The following is an 18,625-nucleotide window of genomic DNA, read 5'->3' as shown; positions in this document are numbered from 1 at the left end:
CTTATGGCTTTTCCACGCAACCCTACGCAAGCATTCAAATCTGAGAGCGATTTTAGTCGTGTTCGCACTCAAACAAGCGAACAATCAAGAAACCGACTATTTAGCTTAGTCACCCTAACCCTCATTTGCGCAGCACTCCTATTTACCGGGAATGCCAAAGCTTCTGCTGTCGATGATTTAAACAAGCGTGGCCAAGGTGAGATGAGTTACTTGTTTTGGACTTTGTATTCTGCAGAGTTCTACACCACTCCATCTAACTCTGAGCGTGCTTTGAAACTTGAGTACTACAGAGCAATTGACAGCAAAGACCTTGTAGACGCAACCAAAGACCAGTGGAGCAAACTTGGTTACTCCAACAACAATATCCAGCGTTGGTTGAAGCCTTTGTACGCAATGTGGCCCAACGTTGAGGAAGGCAGCACGCTGACTATCCGAGTTGCTGAAGACAACGTAAGTCGCTTCTATTTCGATGAGCAACCCATCGGCACCATCCAAGACAAGCAATTTGGTGAAGCCTTTCTCGCGATTTGGTTATCTGAAAACACATCTGAGCCCGGTCTACGCAAACAACTATTAGGTTTGAACAAATGAATCCAAAAACAACAATAATAAAATTTGCTTTGGCACTGGTTTCACTCACTTGGTTAGCGGGTTGTGGCTCTGCAAGTTTAGAAAACCACGTAGACACTACGCCAGAGCTCAAGCTTGAAACCTTTTTCAATGGCGAGCTAATGGCTTACGGGATGGTACTCGACCGCTCTGGTAACCTATTACGCCGTTTTGACGCTAAGCTTGTCGCGACTTGGGACGGTGACAAAGGAGAAATCAGAGAGTGGTTCTCTTTTGCTGATGGCGAACGCTCAACACGCGTTTGGAACCTGTTAAAAACCGGCGAAAACACCTATTCGGGCACAGCTAATGATGTAGTCGGTACCGCTTATGGCGAGACTCTAGGTTCTGCTCTGTATTGGAAATACGACTTAGAAATCGAAGTCGACGGCAGCACCTATGAAGTGGTGCTAGACGACTGGATGTTCTTGATGGACGACAAACGCTTGTTCAACAAAACTGAGATGTCTAAATTTGGTTTTAAAGTAGGCGAAGTGATCTTATATATCGAGAAGATTTAATTTAACCACTCTTTCCTGTTCCCATTTTCATCAACGGTAACCGTTATCCCAAAAGACATTTTCAGCCCACCATATAATCTCAGCCCGCAAACAATCTCAGCCCACAATGCAATCTCAACCCACAACAGAAAATTGTGGGTTGTTCTGTTTAATCCCTCGAATAGCATACCTGCATGCTCAAGCCTTTGTGCTAAGATGCGCCACCAGCATACAAATGGGCTAAACTCAGTTGAGCGGATGTGATACACAGTTCCACCAATTCAGAGCACTTCCCCATTGTTTCGCTAAGCGTAGATTCCCTACCATGAATAATTGAAAAGGCTTTAAAGCATGAGCAAGTTGACCTCAGCGGAGCGTAAAGCTCGCGACAATGAACGTTTCTCACAACGTGTAAACGACCGCAGAGAAAAAGGCGAAGACGTAGTTGCTTACGCACTGACTAACAAGAAAGCTGTAAAATTTCTGACTAAGTCGGAAAAGAAACGCTTCAATGAAGCAAAAGTCATTCGCCAAGAAGAACAGCGAGTGAAAGATCAAGAAGAACTCAACAGAATCGAAGACTCATTCACGACCAAACAGTTCGACGAAGAGTAATCTGATTTCAAAAGCGCTGGCTCTATGCCGGCGCTTTTACCTTTACACGCTTTACCTTTGCGAGCTTTACCTTTAGGCATTTTTTCCTTTCTGCTTTTCTTGTTATCTTCCTATCTTCCTACGACTTTCTCAAACCCTGTTTTATCGATCTTACTCATGGATCTCTGCATCTTGGTCTTAGATCTCAGCAAACAGGTATTCAAAGCCTTACTATCTCGATTCAATTCAACAATTCCGAGTCACCATGATTTTAATCACCGGATCAAGCAGCGGTTTAGGCGCAGCTTTAGCCAAGCAATATGCGAACACATCGAACAGCCGTCAGCGCTTAATGATCACTGGCCGCAGCTCCCAACGTTTAGCTGAATTAGCAAAAAGCCTGCCAGCGAATACTGTTAGCCAAGCCTGTGACTTGTGTGATCCACAATCAGTGAGCGAGTTATTGGATGCGTTGCCTGAAACACCAAAGCTGGTGGTTCATAGCGCAGGCAGTGGGTACTTCGGTAAAATTGAACAACAAGATCCCGCCGCCATCAGCGACATGCTGAAAAACAACATCGAGTCTTCGATCTTTTTGATTCGCGAGCTTGTGCAGCGCTACAAAGATCAACCCGTCACCATTGCTGTTGTGATGTCGACCGCGGCTCAAGGCGCTAAAGCAGAAGAGTCCACCTACTGCGCAGCCAAATGGGCAGTAAAAGGCTTTATCGAATCGGTCAGGTTGGAACTCAAAGGTCACCCGATGAAAATCGTTGCGGTTTATCCCGGAGGAATGGCGACAGAGTTTTGGGGAACCAGCGGCAAAGCGATGGATACTTCAAGCTTTATGACAGCTCAAGAAGCCGCTCAAATGCTGCAGCAGGCGTTAACCAACACCGAGCATGGATATGTGTCAGATATCACGATAAACCGCGGTTAACGGCTAATGAGAGCAGCAAACAGGTAAACCGAGCTATTCCGCTAATTATTTGTGAGGGTGAGCACGAAAGTGTGCGACAATGCTCAGCGTAAATTCATATTCAAGGTTTATTATGAAACTTCTAGTTCGTAACCTATCGCGCTCTACTGCAGAGCAAGACATCCGTGTTCTATTTTCTGAGTTCGGCTCAGTAAAAGAGTGCAGCCTAGTTTTAGACCAAGAAACTGGCGAATCTAAAGGCTTTGCTTTTGTTGAAATGCCAGAGCACGAAGAAGCTAAAGCGGCACTAAACAAGCTGAACTTGTCAAAGCTTGGCAGCAACACGATTCGTGTAAAATTAGCTAACTCTTAATCGAGTAAACGCTTTATAAGCCACATGGCTTAGCTTAAGCAGCACAAGCACAGATGATAAAGCCCGTAACGATATTGCGCTGAAAAACGTAATATCGTTACGGGCTTTTTGCTGCTCGCGATTCTCTTTTCACACGATTCGAATACGCCTACAGCCCTTCATGTTCATCAATGGCACGCCTTGCTTCTGCCATTGAACATCCAGATTCCATCACCAGTTGAGCGACGGTCATTGAGGGTGTCGCGGCCAACAGAGATGCCAAACACACCACTGGTTTAGGCAGCACTTTGTCGATTGCGATTGCTATCCAACCGTCTTTTTCGTGAGTTAACATCGTTTTAAATTCAACGAGTTGATGCTCTTGAGCGACCAACAGCCAATTGCGCGAACGACGAACTCGCTTCAACTGGCATCCACATTCTGCAGCATGCGCCATCACTTGGCTTTTATCACTCACACGATGTACAAAACTATTCAGTGGGACGCTAAACATAACTCTCTGCTAACCATTCTATTCCTACCATTCAAGAGATCGCTACCTATCTCTCAGTACTTTCTAACTGTCACTCAATAAAACCGTACGTAGGATTACACAGACATAAAAAAACCGCCAGTGATGCACTAAGCAGCCTCGCGGGTTTTTGTTCTTTAGAGCCTAACGCTCAGCATCAACAGCTAAGCGTTTTCAATTCAACATGGCTAATCAGCAACAGCTTTTTGAAGTGCCGTTATCGCAGCAGTTTGAACTCACCTCAGTTCCTCGCTTAAAACCATCAATCGCGTCGGCTAAAGCAGTAAACGACTTCTTGATATTGTCACGTGATGTGGCGATGTTCATTCGCATGAAGTTAGCGCTTTGTGCACCAAACCAACCTCCTGGGGTTAAGCCCATTTTAGCCTGTTCAAACACCACATTTTTTAGCTCTTCTTCCGAAAAATCCAAGCCTGAGAAATCAAACCACACTTGGTAAGTGCCTTGCGGCTGGAAGACTTTTAACTGAGGAATGCGCTGCTCCGCAAACTCAGTGATCCATTTCACCGTGTCTTGCAGATACACCAACATGCCATCTAGCCACTCTCCACCTTTCTCAAAGGCCGCCACGGTTGCAAATGTGCTGAACGCATTACCATGGTCGAGATACATCGCCACCACATTGGTTTTGAACGCTTCAAATAACTCATTATTGTTGGTGTACACATACCCATTTGAGATGCTATGCATGCCGAAGGTTTTCGCCGGAGAGCCAATCAAGGCAATGACCTTGTCGTAATCAAAGCTGGTTAAGCTCGTAAAAGAATGACCTTCAAAAATAATGTCGGAATGGACTTCATCACTGATGATCAGCACATCGTGGCGCTTAGCGATCTCGATGACTTGTTCAATTTCTTGAGGTGTCCACACTCGCCCAGTCGGATTATGCGGATTGCAGAAAATCATCGTCTTCACTTGCTGGTCGATGATCTGTTGCTCCATACCAGCAAAATCAACCTGATAACTCTGTCCGTCATTAATCAACGGGCTATTCACGACCTGACGACCTGCTTTATTCACCAAATTAGCGAACTGATGGTAAGCCGGCGTATGAATAAGTACACCATCACCCTCGTTGGTAAACTGGCGCAGTAACAACGCGATGCCTGGTAATACTCCCGGAACCTGAACGAATTTGTCTGAAGACAGATTTAAACCATGACGCTTTGAATACCATTGAGATAGCGCCTCAAACACCGCCTGTTCGTTAAACTCATACGAGTACACTCCACGCTCAACCAATCGGTTAAGCTCTTGAGTGATCGGTTCCGCTACCTTAAAGTCCATGTCGGCAACCCAGTAAGGAAATACATCGACAGTGTTGTAAATGCTCTCTAGCATCTCTGGTTTGCTTTTGATAAACGCATGTTCACCGTAATTCGATGCACTGTTAAACGCTGTCATGGAGGGTTCCTCAAATAGTGTGTTTGGTTCTTTTGCAATCAACTGGATTGCCTGAATACCCTTAAGACGATAGCGAGATAAAAAGGACGAAGCTTTTAAAGAAATCTTGTGATTAATTAAAATTAATCTCGCATCTCGACCACAATTTCAGTCTTGACCGAGTTCGCGATAAAGCAGTTTTTGTGCGCCAAATGATGCAGTTTGTCGAGTTGTTTGGCGGTTGGTATCTTAGATCCGGAGAACACAATATCAGGTCGCAGAGTCACCTTAGTGACCGATGAGCAGCCTGATTCATCTTCTTCCAACACGCCGATTGCATCATCCACATAAGAATCGATCACATACTTCTGCTTTGCGGCAATGCCCAAAAACGTCAGCATATGGCAGCTAGAAAGTGCCGCGATAAACGCTTCTTCCGGGTCAACATTCGCTTCCACCGAAAACGGCAGTGGCACTACATGAGGAGAAGATGAAGCTGGCACAGTAATACCACCATCGAACTCCCACGTATGACCGCGACTGTATTGGTTGTCGCTAAAGGCTTCATCTTCCGCTTTTTGCCAGCGAATGACCGCTCCATATTCAGACATAATTAATTCCTTTTATATTGTGTAACGACTTAGCGATCAGCAGGGTGATTAACGCCATCATTGGTCACCACATCACCAATATCAAACGGGTTTACCCCTTCCAAACAACCGATGTTAAAACCGTATTCATTTGGGCTTGAGCGGCGTTGGTGATGGGTATAGATACCGCAGTTTGAGCAGAAGTAGTGCTTCGCGGTGTTGGTATTGAATTGATAAAGCTTAAGATGCTCCGCACCTTTGAGGATCTTGATGCCATCTAGCGCAACAGAGCCCACAATCGCTCCCCTGCGACGACAGATAGAACAATCACAACGACGTGGTTTTTCTATCCCGTTAGGTAAGCTAAGCTCTAATTCAACCGCACCGCAATGGCAGGTTGCCTTGTGAAAAGGTTTGATAACCGTATCTCCGACCTGTTTCATGAGCACTCCTTGTTCTAGTTACTGGTTGCTGGTTACTTTTCACCCATCATATCGTGATTTGTTATTTTGGTAAAAAAATGTGTTTTCCAACAAATATATAGCGCATGTTCTCAACACATAATTTAAGCTAAATCTCGGCACCACTGACTCTACCATCATCGACACAACGATCACTGAGTCGTATTCAAACTATTTAATCTCTTTCTACAGGGCACACCTATATGAATCTCAATCTGATTAAACACTTTCTCGCAGCCTATGACTTCAAGAGTATTTCTAAAGCAGCAGAACATATGAATATGACTCAGCCATCAATGACCGCCGCGATCAAAAACTTTGAAGAGCAGAGCGGAAAGATCATGTTTTATCGCACTAGTCGTTCAATTCAGCCGACAGAAGATGCGCATTATCTTGCTGAGCAATGCCGAGAAATATTAGGTCGGCTCGACTCAGTATTTAAAGAAGAGAGAAAGCTAAAAATCTGCTGCCCAGAAGTGATCATGCAGGCACTCCCTGGCTATGAAGGCGTCTACTTTGTTGAAACTCCCGCCATCGAATACAGCATTTTGGACAAACTAAGAACCGGAGAGGTGGATATTGTTGTCGACGACATCTCTGTTACTGATCACTCCTTTATTGTCGAATCGATCGGCTCCCAAAAGCTCGCACTTGCGTGTCGTAAAGACCACCCAACGATTGGCGATACCATCTCCCTTGAGCAGTTCAAAAACGCCGAGCACATCATGCTGCGCCTAAAAGACAAAAATGTAAGCGCACTAGAAACCCGAACTGAAGAGGCATTTGAGCGTAACGTGGTTCGAGAAGTTTCCGGTCAATCGAATCTACTGCTGAACGCTCGTAACTCTGACGCGGTGTGCATTGTCAGTGAGTCCATGTTTAATTTAGCAGAAGAGCTAGGGCTAAAAGTCCTCGAACCGCCATTTGCGTTGCGTAACTACGAAATGAAAATGATTTATCACAAACGCAGTATTCAAGATCAGCGACATGCTCAAGTTCGAGAACACATCAAAAAGCATCTAACGCCACCTTCCAAGAAATAAACAAAAACTATGCAAGCAATGATAATTCGTAAATAAAGGCAAAATAAACCAAATTACATAGAAAAAATCTATGTGTTTTATAGTTACTACCCAATGGTTCGCCGCTTAAAAACTGCCTAAGATATCGTCATCAACGAGGCCTATTACACACCCTCGTATCCTTCAACTTTTGAAGAACGACGAAACAGGATGGATTCTGAGTCTGATTCATACGAAATACAGAACCAGGGTAACACTATGAAAAAAACCATTATTGCTCTCTCAATCTTAGCGTCTTGCAATGTGATGGCTCACTCTCATCACGCATCAGAGCGTTTAACTCACGGCGACCATGACCACTCATTCGATATGAGCGAGTACGATGTTGTGCTTTCTAATAACTATGACCCGTTTGCCAATGGCATTGAGTTTCTCTCTCCAACCATGTCTGCTGAGCAGCAAAGTTACTTCCCTTTATCTGAAAATGCCTCGACAAAACTAGCGGGGTCATTCCCAGAAATAATCTGGCGAGGTGAACCTCTATTCACGCCGGAATACAACAAAGAAAACATGGAAAAGGCGCTGCAAGAAGGCAAAATTCATCCAGAGTTAGCAGCGATGGAAGAAGCAATGACCAACCCTGTGATCTTTAAGCTATCAGACCGCATGTACAACGCATTTGGCTTTGAGGGAGCTTCGATCACCTTCCTTCAGGGTGACAAAGGACTGATCATTATCGACGCTGGTTCAACGGCTGAAACCGGTGAAGCCATGCTGTCGGCTTACCGTGACGCAACTGGAGACGAACGTGAGGTTCATACGATTTTCTATACTCACCACCACCCAGATCAATGGGCAGGCACCGAGGGGCTAGCAACGCGTGAAGACTTCGAATCTGGCAAAATTAATGTCATCGCTCATGTTGATTTCCAGAAGAAAATGAATGAAGAGTCTGGCATTTATCTTAATCAACAGTCGATTCGAACCGCGTATGCATTTGGTGCCTTTATCCCTCATAACAATGACTACGATAAAGGGGTAAACCAAGGTGTTGGCTACCCAGCAGACATCGTGATGCAATCACAAAACAAATCCTTCTTCGCGCCAAATATCTTAGTCGACGATCTGATGATCATGAAGGTAGATGGCCTTACATTGGAGTTTTTCCACACCCCAGGAGAAGCGCCAGATGGTGTTGCACTCTATGTACATGAAACGGGAGACATGGTCGGTGGCGATACCATTCAAGGTGAAACCATTCCAAACCTCTACACCATTCGTGGTACCGAGTACCGTGACGGCCTTGAATGGGCAGACTCTATAGACCGCATGCGCCGCTATCAGCCAAAAACGCTTTCCCTACACCACGGCCGTTCTGCAGTAAGCCAAGAGCGTGTTGAAGATGTAATGAAAGCCTACGCGGATTCACTGCGCTACATGCAAGATCAAACGGTTCGCCATATCAACAAAGGCTATACCATGCATGAGCTTTCGGACAGTATCCGTCTGCCTGAAGAACTCAAAGATCACGATTACCTTCGCCCGTTGCGTGGCTCAGAATATCAAAATGTTGCCAATATCTATGCGGGTAATGTTGGTTGGTTCAATGGTGATGCCAGTGAGCTTGCGAAGCCTGCACACAAAGACATGGCGCAACTTTACGTTGATATGATGGGTGGCTCAGACGCCATTAGAAAGGCTGCGGATCGCATGATCGAGAAACAACAGTACGGTGAAGCGATGCAGATCCTAACGCATGTTATCCGAGTCGATCACAACGATATGTATGCTCGTGGACAAAAAGCCGTTGCGCTAGAGCGTTGGGGTTGGGAACAATCGACCCCGGGTTGGCGTCACTGGGCACTCACAGGTGCAGCAGAGCTTCGCGGAGAACTAGATGGCGTACTCGATACAATGAACTTTTTTGGCGATGCCAGCAAGTTCGTTGAGGCACCAACCGATGATGTGATGTCACTGATTCCAACTCGCCTAATAGCCGAGCAATTGAACACCAACGAGACGCACGTCATCAACCTTGTTGTGGATGGAAGCCCATACCTTGTCAACGTGTCTAACCGCACAATGGCTGTCGACAATGGTTTTAGCTCTGAGAACGCCGATCTCACCGTCGATATGTCAAAACAAGACCTTGTTCACTTGTTCTTAGTCAAAGACATCAATGTTGAAGAATCAACAGCGAAAGCAACCAAGGGCGATATCAAGCAACTTCAACGTTTGGTTGATGTGATTGATACCTTCTCTCCGTTCTACCTACACCTTCGTTAACCCCAATAAATAACCCGTGCCTCATTCATTTGAGGCACGATAAGAGGTGCCCATGATAGACAAAGATACTTTTATCCCAAGGGCGTTAGCGGTTGCCATCGTTGTATTTCTTTTACTTGTTTAACTCGGAAATTAACGACTCTAGCTGACGTAATCGCCAAAGCGCTCAAACAGAAAATCCAAAAACAGTCGGATACGCTTCGGCTGATATTTCTTGCTGATGTACACCACATTCAAGTCGGCGCTCGACACCAACATCGCGGTATTGAAGTTTTTCATGTAGCCATTAAGCAGAGTCACAAGGCGTTGGTTATTGATGTCGTCTTGCACATCCAACACCGATTTAAGCGCAATGCCCTCACCTTTTAATGCCCAGTAGCGAATCACTTCGCCATCGTCTGAAAATCGCTTCGGCACAACCGTCACCGACTTCTTCATATCATTATCTTGGAAGTGCCATGTCTTGAGCTCTTCATTGCTACGCAGCATGGCTAAACAGTCGTGTTCGACCAAATCTTGTGGTGTTAACGGTGTTCCATGTTTAGCAAGATATTCAGGAGAAGCGCACAACACGCGTCGGCTTGGCGATAAGCGTCTGGATATCAAACTGCTGTCGACCAGTTCACCATAACGGACCACGATATCCATGCCAGATTCAGCAATGTTCGAGAGGTTATCGTTCAAATACAGGTAAGGAATAACGTCCGGATACTGCTGACAAAACTCCGAAAGTATAGGAAGAATGTACTGCTTTCCGATGTCTTTCGGCGCGGCGATTTTTAGCGAGCCTTTGACTTCTTTTACACCATTTTGAATCAGGTTTTCGGCCTCACTGACGTTGTCTAAAATCTCCAAACACGCCTTGTGATACAGCTCCCCAGAGTCAGTCAAAGACACATGACGCGTGCTTCGATTCAACAACTTCACACCATATCGTTCTTCAAGCGCCTGCAGCCTTGCTGTCATGGTCGCAGGAGAAAGCCCTAACTCTCGCCCAGCCGCAGCTAACCCGTGATGCTTAACAATACTGACGAACATCGCCATATCTGAAAACTTATCCATACGATTCTCGCTTCCACCTCTTCGTCTTACTTCTCGATCTTAATGCTCGATTTGAATACTCAGTCACACTATTCAGCTTAACCGAATAATGAATTTATATTTTAACCAATTATCAAATTTAGTCGAATAAATATAATGGCAAACATCAACAGAACAACGCAGGAATTCAGAGAATGACTAACGAATCGACTAAACAAGAGCAACGCACTTTCGTCATCATTGGTGGCACATCAGGTATCGGCAAAGCACTAGCGATGCAACTAAGAAACGAGAACAACACGGTACATATTGCCAGCCGACACACAGGCGTTGATATCACCGATGAAAAGTCGATTTGTGAATACTTCGAATCGATTGGCGTGTTTGACCACTTAATCGTAACGGCTGGCTCATCCGCTCCCGCAGGAAAAGTAACAGACGTAGTAACCGCAGACGCTAAGACAGCTTTTGACACTAAGTTTTGGGGAAGCTTAAACGTAGCCAAACATGCCGCTCGTTACATGACACCAAATGGGTCTATCACGTTCACAACTGGCATGTTGTCACGCAAGGTTGTGGCAGGCACTTACGTAAAAACCGCCATCAACGCCGCACTAGAAAGCGTAACCAAAATACTGGCGAAAGAGCTATCACCCATTCGAGTCAATGCCGTTAGCCCGGGTTTAACCATGACGGAAGCCTACAAAAACATGGACGATTCCGCTCGTACAAGCATGTACGACAACGCCAAAAACAGCCTACCCGCAGGCAAGGTTGGCGAGCCTTCAGAGATAGCCATGGGTTACCTGTTCGCAATTAATAACCCATACGTCACTGGGTCAATCATCGACATCGATGGCGGCGCTCTACTCGGCTAACACTCCGCAAAGAAGCAAAGAAGCAAAGAAGCAAAGACATAAAGAACAATCGTTAGGGCGTGTATCTCACGTCCTAACAAACAAGAATTTACATAGGTAGATCATCATGAAACAAGAAACCGTCAACCAAGAAACTATCCATAAAGAAACTACCCATAAAGAAAAGATTCCATTCCAAGTTTGGATACTGACACTCGCTGCATTTGCAATCGGCACGGCTGAGTTTGTTATCGCAGGCATTCTTCCACAGATCGCCACATCACTTTCAATCACAGAAGGCCAAGCTGGCTACCTTATCAGTGCTTACGCGTTGGCTATCGTTATCGGTGGACCGATCTTAACCATCTACCTTGCTCGCTTTAACAAGAAGATGGTGCTTATTGGCTTAATGGCACTGTTCATCATCGGTAATGTCTTATCAGCCCTTGCTCCTAGCTACCCACTTCTACTTGCCAGCCGTGTTATCGCAGGTTTAGTGCAAGGCCCTTTTTATGGTATCGGTGCGGTTGTTGCAACCAACTTAGTGTCTGAAAAAATGGCAGGTCGTGCCGTTGGCCAAATGTTCGCAGGCTTAACACTCGCTAACGTTCTTGGCGTTCCAGCGGGTACATGGGTCAGCTTGCAATTCGGCTGGCACACTACTTTCTTTACCGTGGCAGCACTTGGCACTATCGCGATGCTTGCCATTCTGACTTCAATTAAATCGACCGGTCACAGTGAAGCGAAGGACATCAAAACTCAGCTTCTAGCGTTCAAAAATCCAATGTTACTGATCAGCTTAGCAATCACCGCTTTTGCTTGGTCTGGCTTCATGACGCTTTACGGCTACCTTGCGCCAATCGCCATGCACATCACGGGTTACAGTCAAGAATCAGTGACTTGGATCTTAGTGATTGTAGGTGTTGGCTTAATCATCGGTAACACCTTGGGCGGACGCTCTTCAGATAAAAACCTAGGCAAAGCTTCAATGTTTTGGGCTGTCGCAATGATCGTGTCATTGGTGGTGGTTGGCCTTGTGGTAGACAACAAAATCCTCTTCGTTGCAGCTGCATTTGTCTTTGGTATTGCATCATTTGCCAACGTCCCTGCCATGCAACTTCGAGTAATGAACCACGGTGGCGAAGGGCAAGAGCTAGCAGCAACTGCGAATATCTCAGCGTTTAACTTAGCCAATGCCTTTGGTGGATTCCTTGGCGGCATGGTACTCGACAGCCAACTAGGCGCAGGCATGATTCCGTTCGCAGCCGTTGTGGTTCCTATCGTGGGCTTGTTCTTAATCGCTAAAGCTAACCGAAACGAGAAACCACAAAGCAACTCAATATTTGCACCAACAGAAGCTAAATAATTTAAGAATTCCGTAACTTCAAAGTGCCAATTCATTATCAAACTGGAATTGGCACAGCACTAAAAATTCATAAAGGTAGAGATCATGAACAAGTTATTCGAAACATCAGAACTGAAAGGCCTAGAGCTGCAAAACCGTGTAGTTATGGCACCCATGACACGCGCTCGCACTAGCCAACCTGGAAACGTGCCAAACGACATGATGGCGACTTATTACCAACAACGAGCAAGTGCAGGGCTTATCATCACTGAAGCCACACAAATTTCAGATGACTCCCAAGGTTACTCATTCACACCCGGCGTCTATACCGATGCGCAAATCGAAGGTTGGAAATCAGTAACAACAGCAGCAAAAGAGCAAGGTGCCGCGATATTCTGCCAACTATGGCACGTAGGCCGAGTATCACACCCTACCTTTCAAAAAGGCGAGCTGCCGATTGCACCTTCAGCACTGGCACCTATAGAAACGCAGGTTTGGATCTCTGATGAAAATGGTAACGGCAACATGGTGGATTGCATCCAACCAAGAGAGATGACCCAAGCCGATATCGATCGTGTTGTTCAAGATTTTGCTAACTCAGCGAAAAAAGCTGTCGAGGCAGGGTTCAACGGAGTGGAAATCCACGGTGGTAATGGCTACCTCATCGATCAATTCCTAAGAACCAATTCAAATAAGCGCACCGACAACTACGGCGGTAGCCGCGAGAACCGACTTCGTTTTCTAATTGAAGTCGTGGATGCGGTAATTGAAGCGATTGGTGCTGACAAAGTGGGCGTACGTTTGGCCCCATTCATCACCTTCAAAGACATGAACTGTCCAGACATCGTGCCAACGATTTTAGAAGCGTCAAAGGAACTGCAAGCTCGTAATATCGCTTATCTGCACCTATCAGAAGCCGATTGGGATGACGCGCCTGTGATACCTGAAAGCTTCCGTGTCGAACTAAGAGAGCTATTCTCTAACACCATCATCGTTGCTGGCAGCTACACACCAGAACGCGCCCAAGAAGTGTTAAGCAAAGGCTACGCCGACCTTGTCGCATTTGGTCGCCCATTCGTCGCTAACCCAGATCTCGTTTCACGCCTACAAAACGGCAGCGAACTATCCGATCTTGATGGCGCGACTCTGTTCGGCGGCAACGAAAAAGGCTACATCGATTACCCAGCGTTGTAGTGAATTTGGAGGAGATGATGGTTTCTAACCACTAGAAACATTTCCGACAGGCAAAAGAAAGGCTCGCATGACTAGTGCGAGCCTTATGCAGTTTAGGGGGTAAACCACAATCTAGTTTAATCTTAAGATTAATTATTTAACTTATGAGCCATTATGCACTTGTGCGCATTGATATTCTATTTTTAAATGATTCACTGCAATTAATCAATCGATAAAAGTTAGCGTTTGGTCAATTTAAACCACATAAATAACAGTGATTTAGTGAACGACGTCTAGAAAATCATCATAAAATCCATAGAAATCAGATTTATAGACTTCTCATTTGCCAATACCCTTCACCATTTGTCGCGAGTTGGCTGTGTAAATAATCAAGCGTATCCGCGACCGTTCCCGCAATGCCTTGGGGAGGATTGAACAACAGCAAACCACTACCGATCAGGCGATCATCACCCTTAGGATCACGAAGGCGAAGCTCCGACTTAATCGGACTTGGCAGCAAACCATCTTTCACTGCAGTTACACAGTGGTTCAAAATCAGTGAGCTCTTGTCATCCGTGTAGAGCGGGTACCAAATTAGTGCAGATACCTTCTCAGATTGCTGATACGCCTTAACTAAGGCATCGATCACCGCGAGATATTCTGAATCGGTTTCATAGGGTGGGTCGATAACAATCAGATGGTGGTTGTCATGTTTAGCAACGTCATCAGGTAACGCTTTAAGCCCATCACCTGCGCTAATCGTAAGCTTGCTCGAAATATCTAGGTTACATTGTAACTTCTCGATATTGGTTTGCAGTAAATCAGCTTCATCTTGCTGAATGTCTGAAAAATAGAAACTATCTTGGCTGCGACCTTGTTGGTAAGTGATGGCGGCAGAACCCGGATACAAAGAGATAAGTTGATTCGGATTGTAGTATTCCAGTACCGACATAAAAGAAGCGAATGCCGGAGGAAGATAAGCCTTATTGCGCCACAAGTACCCGACCCCTTCAGAAAACTCACCGGCGTGATTACTTGGTGCGGTAGTTAGGTCATAACACCCTGTACCTGAGTGCGTGTCGATAACGTTGAGGCGTGAATGCTGCTGCATTAATGACTGAACAAGTGCACTCAATACTGGATGCTTCAGTGCATCACCATGGTCGCCTACATGACATTGATGTCGATATTCCATTCCCTTGCCTCATTTCTACTAACGTCATCTAAACATACTTCATATCATGAGGGCTTGCCTGCTCAATCCATCGTTTTTTGAAATAGGCTCACTTTTCTCTAACCAGTTGACTCTTATAAAAAATAAAGCCCCTGAGCTTACTTAGGGGGCTAAGTGAGTTCAGGGGCTTTCATTATTGATTTAGGTTAATAGCGTAAGTAAATCGGCCTAGCGTGCATAAGCTAGCTTAGCTTGACTAAGGGTACTCACCCTCAACTTCTACTGGCGCTTTCACTTGGTAGTGACAAGGCTGTAGGCCAAGTAACTTAGGCAGTGTGATGCCGACAGAAACTGAAGACCACGTACCGCTGACAATGCCAACCACGAGTGCAATAGCGAAACCTTGCAGCGCAGCGCCACCAAGTAGCCAAAGCGCTGATACGGTAATTAGCGTTGTTCCTGAAGTCACCATGGTGCGTGAGAAGGTCGCTTTAACCGATTCGTTGAGCAGGTTATCAGTATCACCGTTTGGATTGCCGCGCAGCATTTCGCGTACACGGTCGGCGATGATGATCGAGTCATTCAATGAGTAACCGAGAATCGCTAGCACGGCCGCCAATACGGTCAGGTTGAACTCAAACTGAGTAAAAGCGAACAGACCCAAGATAAGCGTCACGTCATAGATGATCGCGGCAAGCGCACCCAGAGCCAAACGCCATTCAAATCGCACACTCAGGTACAGCATGATCATCAAGAAACACACCAATACCGCCAAGCCACCTTGATCAACCATGTCTTGACCCACCTGAGGGCCAACCACGCTGCTGTTCAGCACTTTTACTTGGTCACTTACAGAAGACAAAGCATCCACTAAGTTTGGCTGTGGAGCGTCTGTCAGTTGGCTGTAACGAATTGTCCAGCGATCTTGCTCTGCCATGCCGACCACTTGTACGTCTTGTTGGAAAGCCGTATCAAGTTTGGTTTTTAACGCATCTTTGGTTACTTGATCAGAGAGTTGAACCTCGGCAACCACACCGCCAGTAAAGTCCAAACCCCAGTTAAAACCTTTCACTGCCACCAGCATCACAGAGCTCATGAACAGCACAATAGAAATCACAGACATCACCTTACGAAGGCGAGTCATATTGCTATTTGAAAAATAGCGGTCTGAAATAGTCATTTTTGAAGTACTCATGCTTAAATCCTTACATCGTGGCGTTGGTCACGCCCCCAAACCAAATTGATGATTGCTCGTGAAGCAAAAATACCCGTAAACATACTGGTTAGAAGACCTAAGCCCAGTGTCAGAGCGAAGCCCTGAATCGGTCCATTACCAATGGTATATAGAGCCACAGCAACGATCATGGTAGTGACGTTAGCATCGAAAATTGACGAGAATGCGCTATCGAAACCACGATCGATAGAGCTAGCAAAGCTGCGCCCTTCTTTCATCTTGTCTCGAATACGCTCGAAGATAAGCACGTTAGTGTCCACCGCCATACCAACGGTCAGTACTAGACCCGCAATACCCGGCAGAGTTAATACCGCACCCGGTAGCAGCGCAATCAAACCAAATAATGTGGTCATGTTAACCACCAATGCACAGTTCGCGACCCAACCTAAGCGGCGGTACCATAGCGCCATAAACGTTAGCGTAAGGCCAAGACCAAGTGCCAAAGCAGCAAAGCCGTTAGTTACATTTTCAGCCCCCAAAGATGGGCCAATGGTACGTTCTTCAATGATGGTCACAGGCGCAGTCAATGACCCCGCACGCAGCAGTAACGCGAGCTCTTGCGCATCAGCTAAGCTGCCAGCGCCTGTGATTCTGAAGCGGCTACCCAGTTGAGATTGGATGTTTGCCACACTAATCACTTCGCTGTCTTGCTTGCTGTTGCCCGCTCTATCACGGCTGTATTCGCTGTACACCGTTGCCATTGGCTTACCGATGTTATGACGTGAGAACTCAGACATTTTCTTACCACCAGAAGAATCCAGCGTAATGTTGACTTCTGCACTGCCCATCTCACCAATGCCACTGCGAGCATCAATAATGTGTTCGCCACTCAACACAGCCTTGCGGTCGACGACCACACGGTTGCCGTCTGAATCTTTCAGGGTTTGAGTACTGCGAGTGGCATTGTCGTACACCGAATAGAACGCCAAAGATGCCGTTGCACCAATCACGTCTTTCGCAGCTGCAGGGTCTTGTACACCCGGCAGTTCAATACGGATACGGCTTTCACCTTGACGCTGAATCGATGCCTCAGTGATGCCTAGCTCTTCAATACGGCTGCGCATGATTTGCAGGTTTTGTTGAACCGTAAGGTTGCGTAGCGTTCTTTGCTCTTCTTCAGACTGAGTTAACGTTAGCGACTTGTCTGAGCGGTTACGTAGCCATTGTGGGAACTCTTGACGAATCAGCTTCTGGGCTTTTTCGAAATCGGCGTCGGTACGGAAATCAAACTGAACTTGGTTGTTGACCACTTTACCGCGGGCATAACGCACTTCGCTGGTGATCTCGTCGACCATCGCTTGAGCTTGCGCGTGATAAACTGGCTCCATATCCACTTCTAATAAGAACTGCACACCACCACGTAAATCAAGGCCTAGCTGAATCGGCGCGAAGCCCATGTCTGTTAGCCATTTAGGTGCTGCTGGTTCCATCGCTAGCGCAACCGTCGCGTTATCCAATAGGCGCTCATTCAGCACCTCTTTGGCTTTCGCTTGTTGTTCAGCATCTTCTAAGATCACGACTAAACGTTGGTCTTTTTGAAATGCAGATTTGGCTTGGATGCCTTCGCTCGCAAGGTATTGAGTAATTTGAGTCGCATCGATGGTCTGTTCAGAGCGATTGCTGATTTGAACCGATGCATTCTCGCCATACCAAGAAGGTAAAGCACTCAGAACCATGATGATAATGGTGGCGATAAGCACCGCGTATTTCCACTTTGAATAGTGGTTGATTTGTTTTCTTGGAATGCGTTTTTTCACAGTCAAGATCTCTTCTTTTTACCAATCACCGTAAATACGTGCTCAAAAATAGCACCGGAAAAAGCAGTGAACGAGCATTTTAACCAGCTAGGGTGACCAGTTATTTACTACGATTGGTATAACTAATGTTTTGCGAACACGATCGATAGCTGGAACCAGAACAAGCTGATTGAACGGTAGTGATGCTAAAGCTGATGTCGCTATGTTTGTCTTGGTTAATTGGCGAGTTCAACGGGCGCGAGGCGACCATCGATACGACCAATTTAGGGTCAAACGATTAGCTAAGAAGTTCTCGGAAATGCGAGTATTGGATGTTGCCCTCTTTCCACCCCGAAAGCCGGGAAGACGGAGAACTCACAATACTGGTCCAGTGCAGCTTGGAATCCAACAACGGCGTGTTGAAGAGCAGGGAAGCCAGTATTGAGGGGGGAGAGAAGTCAATCAGTAGATGATAAGCAGGCTCAAGATCGGCCACACTTTCTTGCTCGTTACTGAGCATACGTCTGAAGTTTGCAGCTTGGAGGCTCGACTCAGTGTCGTGATAGTTGGAACTGTCACCAGAAGGATCGGTGCCAAACTGAGCTTTGTTGCACTCGAAGTAGCTCGACGGGTTATCCGTAGCGGCTTGTTTACACTGTTTTATCGAGGAAGATTGTTCATTCTGTGAAGATTGCTCTTGAGCCGAGTATATTTGAAATGGCTTAGAAGGGAACGAATAGCCGTTAGAGTTCACTAAGCCAAAGCTCAGTAAAAACAACATTAAGACTAATCGGGT

19 protein-coding genes are annotated in these 18,625 nt (G+C 46.1%); 10 read left to right on the top strand and 9 right to left on the bottom strand.

Features of this window, described 5'->3' with window-relative positions:
- The first annotated feature begins 3 nt into the window (after positions 1–3).
- The 5 genes from L3V36_RS04260 (at position 4) to L3V36_RS04240 (ending at position 2,995) form a co-directional block, all read left to right on the top strand.
- Positions 4–591 carry a chalcone isomerase family protein gene (locus L3V36_RS04260; RefSeq protein WP_208774460.1) on the top strand — a complete coding sequence of 196 codons (588 nt, stop codon included), beginning with the start codon at positions 4–6 and terminating at the stop codon, positions 589–591.
- The gene (locus L3V36_RS04255) at positions 588–1,130 is read left to right on the top strand and encodes a DUF3833 domain-containing protein (RefSeq protein ID WP_108099804.1); all 543 of its coding nucleotides are present in this window, start codon (positions 588–590) and stop codon (positions 1,128–1,130) included. Before L3V36_RS04260 ends, L3V36_RS04255 begins: the two co-directional genes overlap by 4 nt.
- Before the next feature lie 330 nt (positions 1,131–1,460).
- Complete coding sequence (locus L3V36_RS04250; RefSeq protein ID WP_004732701.1) at positions 1,461–1,724, top strand: hypothetical protein; 264 nt, start codon at positions 1,461–1,463, stop codon at positions 1,722–1,724.
- Positions 1,725–1,968: 244 nt separating this feature from the next.
- Complete coding sequence (locus L3V36_RS04245) at positions 1,969–2,643, top strand: SDR family NAD(P)-dependent oxidoreductase (RefSeq protein ID WP_108099809.1); 675 nt, start codon at positions 1,969–1,971, stop codon at positions 2,641–2,643.
- Between the two features lie 112 nt (positions 2,644–2,755).
- Positions 2,756–2,995 (top strand): RNA-binding protein, encoded by a 240-nt coding sequence (locus L3V36_RS04240; RefSeq protein WP_108099811.1) that lies wholly within the window; start codon positions 2,756–2,758, stop codon positions 2,993–2,995.
- Between the two features lie 148 nt (positions 2,996–3,143).
- Here the strand turns inward: L3V36_RS04240 and L3V36_RS04235 are convergent, their stop codons facing one another.
- The 4 genes from L3V36_RS04235 to L3V36_RS04220 all read right to left on the bottom strand — a co-directional run bounded on the left by L3V36_RS04235 (position 3,144) and on the right by L3V36_RS04220 (position 5,943).
- On the bottom strand, positions 3,144–3,488 hold the full coding sequence (locus L3V36_RS04235) for a ribosome recycling factor family protein (protein ID WP_004732696.1): 345 nt from the start codon (positions 3,486–3,488) through the stop codon (positions 3,144–3,146).
- Between the two features lie 210 nt (positions 3,489–3,698).
- On the bottom strand, positions 3,699–4,931 hold the full coding sequence (locus tag L3V36_RS04230; RefSeq protein ID WP_208774461.1) for a PatB family C-S lyase: 1,233 nt from the start codon (positions 4,929–4,931) through the stop codon (positions 3,699–3,701).
- Positions 4,932–5,053: 122 nt separating this feature from the next.
- The gene (locus L3V36_RS04225; protein WP_004732693.1) at positions 5,054–5,521 is read right to left on the bottom strand and encodes an OsmC family protein; all 468 of its coding nucleotides are present in this window, start codon (positions 5,519–5,521) and stop codon (positions 5,054–5,056) included.
- A gap of 29 nt (positions 5,522–5,550) precedes the next feature.
- Positions 5,551–5,943 (bottom strand): GFA family protein, encoded by a 393-nt coding sequence (locus L3V36_RS04220; protein ID WP_017077078.1) that lies wholly within the window; start codon positions 5,941–5,943, stop codon positions 5,551–5,553.
- A 221-nt stretch (positions 5,944–6,164) separates the two neighbouring features.
- Between L3V36_RS04220 and L3V36_RS04215 the strand changes: the two genes are divergently transcribed.
- Complete coding sequence (locus L3V36_RS04215; RefSeq protein WP_017091916.1) at positions 6,165–7,004, top strand: LysR family transcriptional regulator; 840 nt, start codon at positions 6,165–6,167, stop codon at positions 7,002–7,004.
- 237 nt (positions 7,005–7,241) lie between these two features.
- Positions 7,242–9,269 (top strand): alkyl sulfatase dimerization domain-containing protein, encoded by a 2,028-nt coding sequence (locus L3V36_RS04210; RefSeq protein ID WP_237296603.1) that lies wholly within the window; start codon positions 7,242–7,244, stop codon positions 9,267–9,269.
- Between the two features lie 141 nt (positions 9,270–9,410).
- On the opposite strand, the gene L3V36_RS04205 is transcribed toward L3V36_RS04210, so the two are convergent.
- Positions 9,411–10,331: a LysR family transcriptional regulator gene (locus L3V36_RS04205; protein ID WP_208774463.1), complete on the bottom strand. Its 921-nt coding sequence runs from the start codon at positions 10,329–10,331 to the stop codon at positions 9,411–9,413.
- 173 nt (positions 10,332–10,504) lie between these two features.
- Between L3V36_RS04205 and L3V36_RS04200 the strand changes: the two genes are divergently transcribed.
- From L3V36_RS04200 to L3V36_RS04190, 3 genes are all read left to right on the top strand, one after another.
- Positions 10,505–11,188 (top strand): SDR family oxidoreductase, encoded by a 684-nt coding sequence (locus L3V36_RS04200; RefSeq protein ID WP_208774465.1) that lies wholly within the window; start codon positions 10,505–10,507, stop codon positions 11,186–11,188.
- Positions 11,189–11,294: 106 nt separating this feature from the next.
- The gene (locus L3V36_RS04195; protein ID WP_102504358.1) at positions 11,295–12,533 is read left to right on the top strand and encodes an MFS transporter; all 1,239 of its coding nucleotides are present in this window, start codon (positions 11,295–11,297) and stop codon (positions 12,531–12,533) included.
- A gap of 84 nt (positions 12,534–12,617) precedes the next feature.
- A complete protein-coding gene (locus L3V36_RS04190) occupies positions 12,618–13,706 on the top strand; it encodes an alkene reductase (protein WP_102462075.1) in 1,089 nt (362 codons plus the stop codon).
- 307 nt (positions 13,707–14,013) lie between these two features.
- On the opposite strand, the gene rlmJ is transcribed toward L3V36_RS04190, so the two are convergent.
- From rlmJ to L3V36_RS04170, 4 genes are all read right to left on the bottom strand, one after another.
- Positions 14,014–14,880, bottom strand: coding sequence for a 23S rRNA (adenine(2030)-N(6))-methyltransferase RlmJ (gene rlmJ, locus L3V36_RS04185; RefSeq protein ID WP_208774467.1), 867 nt, complete (start codon positions 14,878–14,880; stop codon positions 14,014–14,016).
- Between the two features lie 235 nt (positions 14,881–15,115).
- Positions 15,116–16,054: a protein translocase subunit SecF gene (gene secF, locus L3V36_RS04180; RefSeq protein WP_004732672.1), complete on the bottom strand. Its 939-nt coding sequence runs from the start codon at positions 16,052–16,054 to the stop codon at positions 15,116–15,118.
- Positions 16,055–16,056: 2 nt separating this feature from the next.
- Positions 16,057–17,856, bottom strand: coding sequence for a protein translocase subunit SecD (gene secD, locus L3V36_RS04175; RefSeq protein WP_017084986.1), 1,800 nt, complete (start codon positions 17,854–17,856; stop codon positions 16,057–16,059).
- Positions 17,857–18,127: 271 nt separating this feature from the next.
- Complete coding sequence (locus tag L3V36_RS04170; protein ID WP_029221919.1) at positions 18,128–18,610, bottom strand: hypothetical protein; 483 nt, start codon at positions 18,608–18,610, stop codon at positions 18,128–18,130.
- Positions 18,611–18,625: the final 15 nt, after the last annotated feature.

Origin of the sequence: Vibrio sp. G-C-1 (assembly GCF_021728015.1) — a bacterium.
GTDB classification, from domain to species: Bacteria; Pseudomonadota; Gammaproteobacteria; order Enterobacterales; family Vibrionaceae; genus Vibrio; species Vibrio splendidus.
Note: the sequence above shows the minus strand (reverse complement) of the source record. Positions and strands in the feature narration are given on the sequence as shown.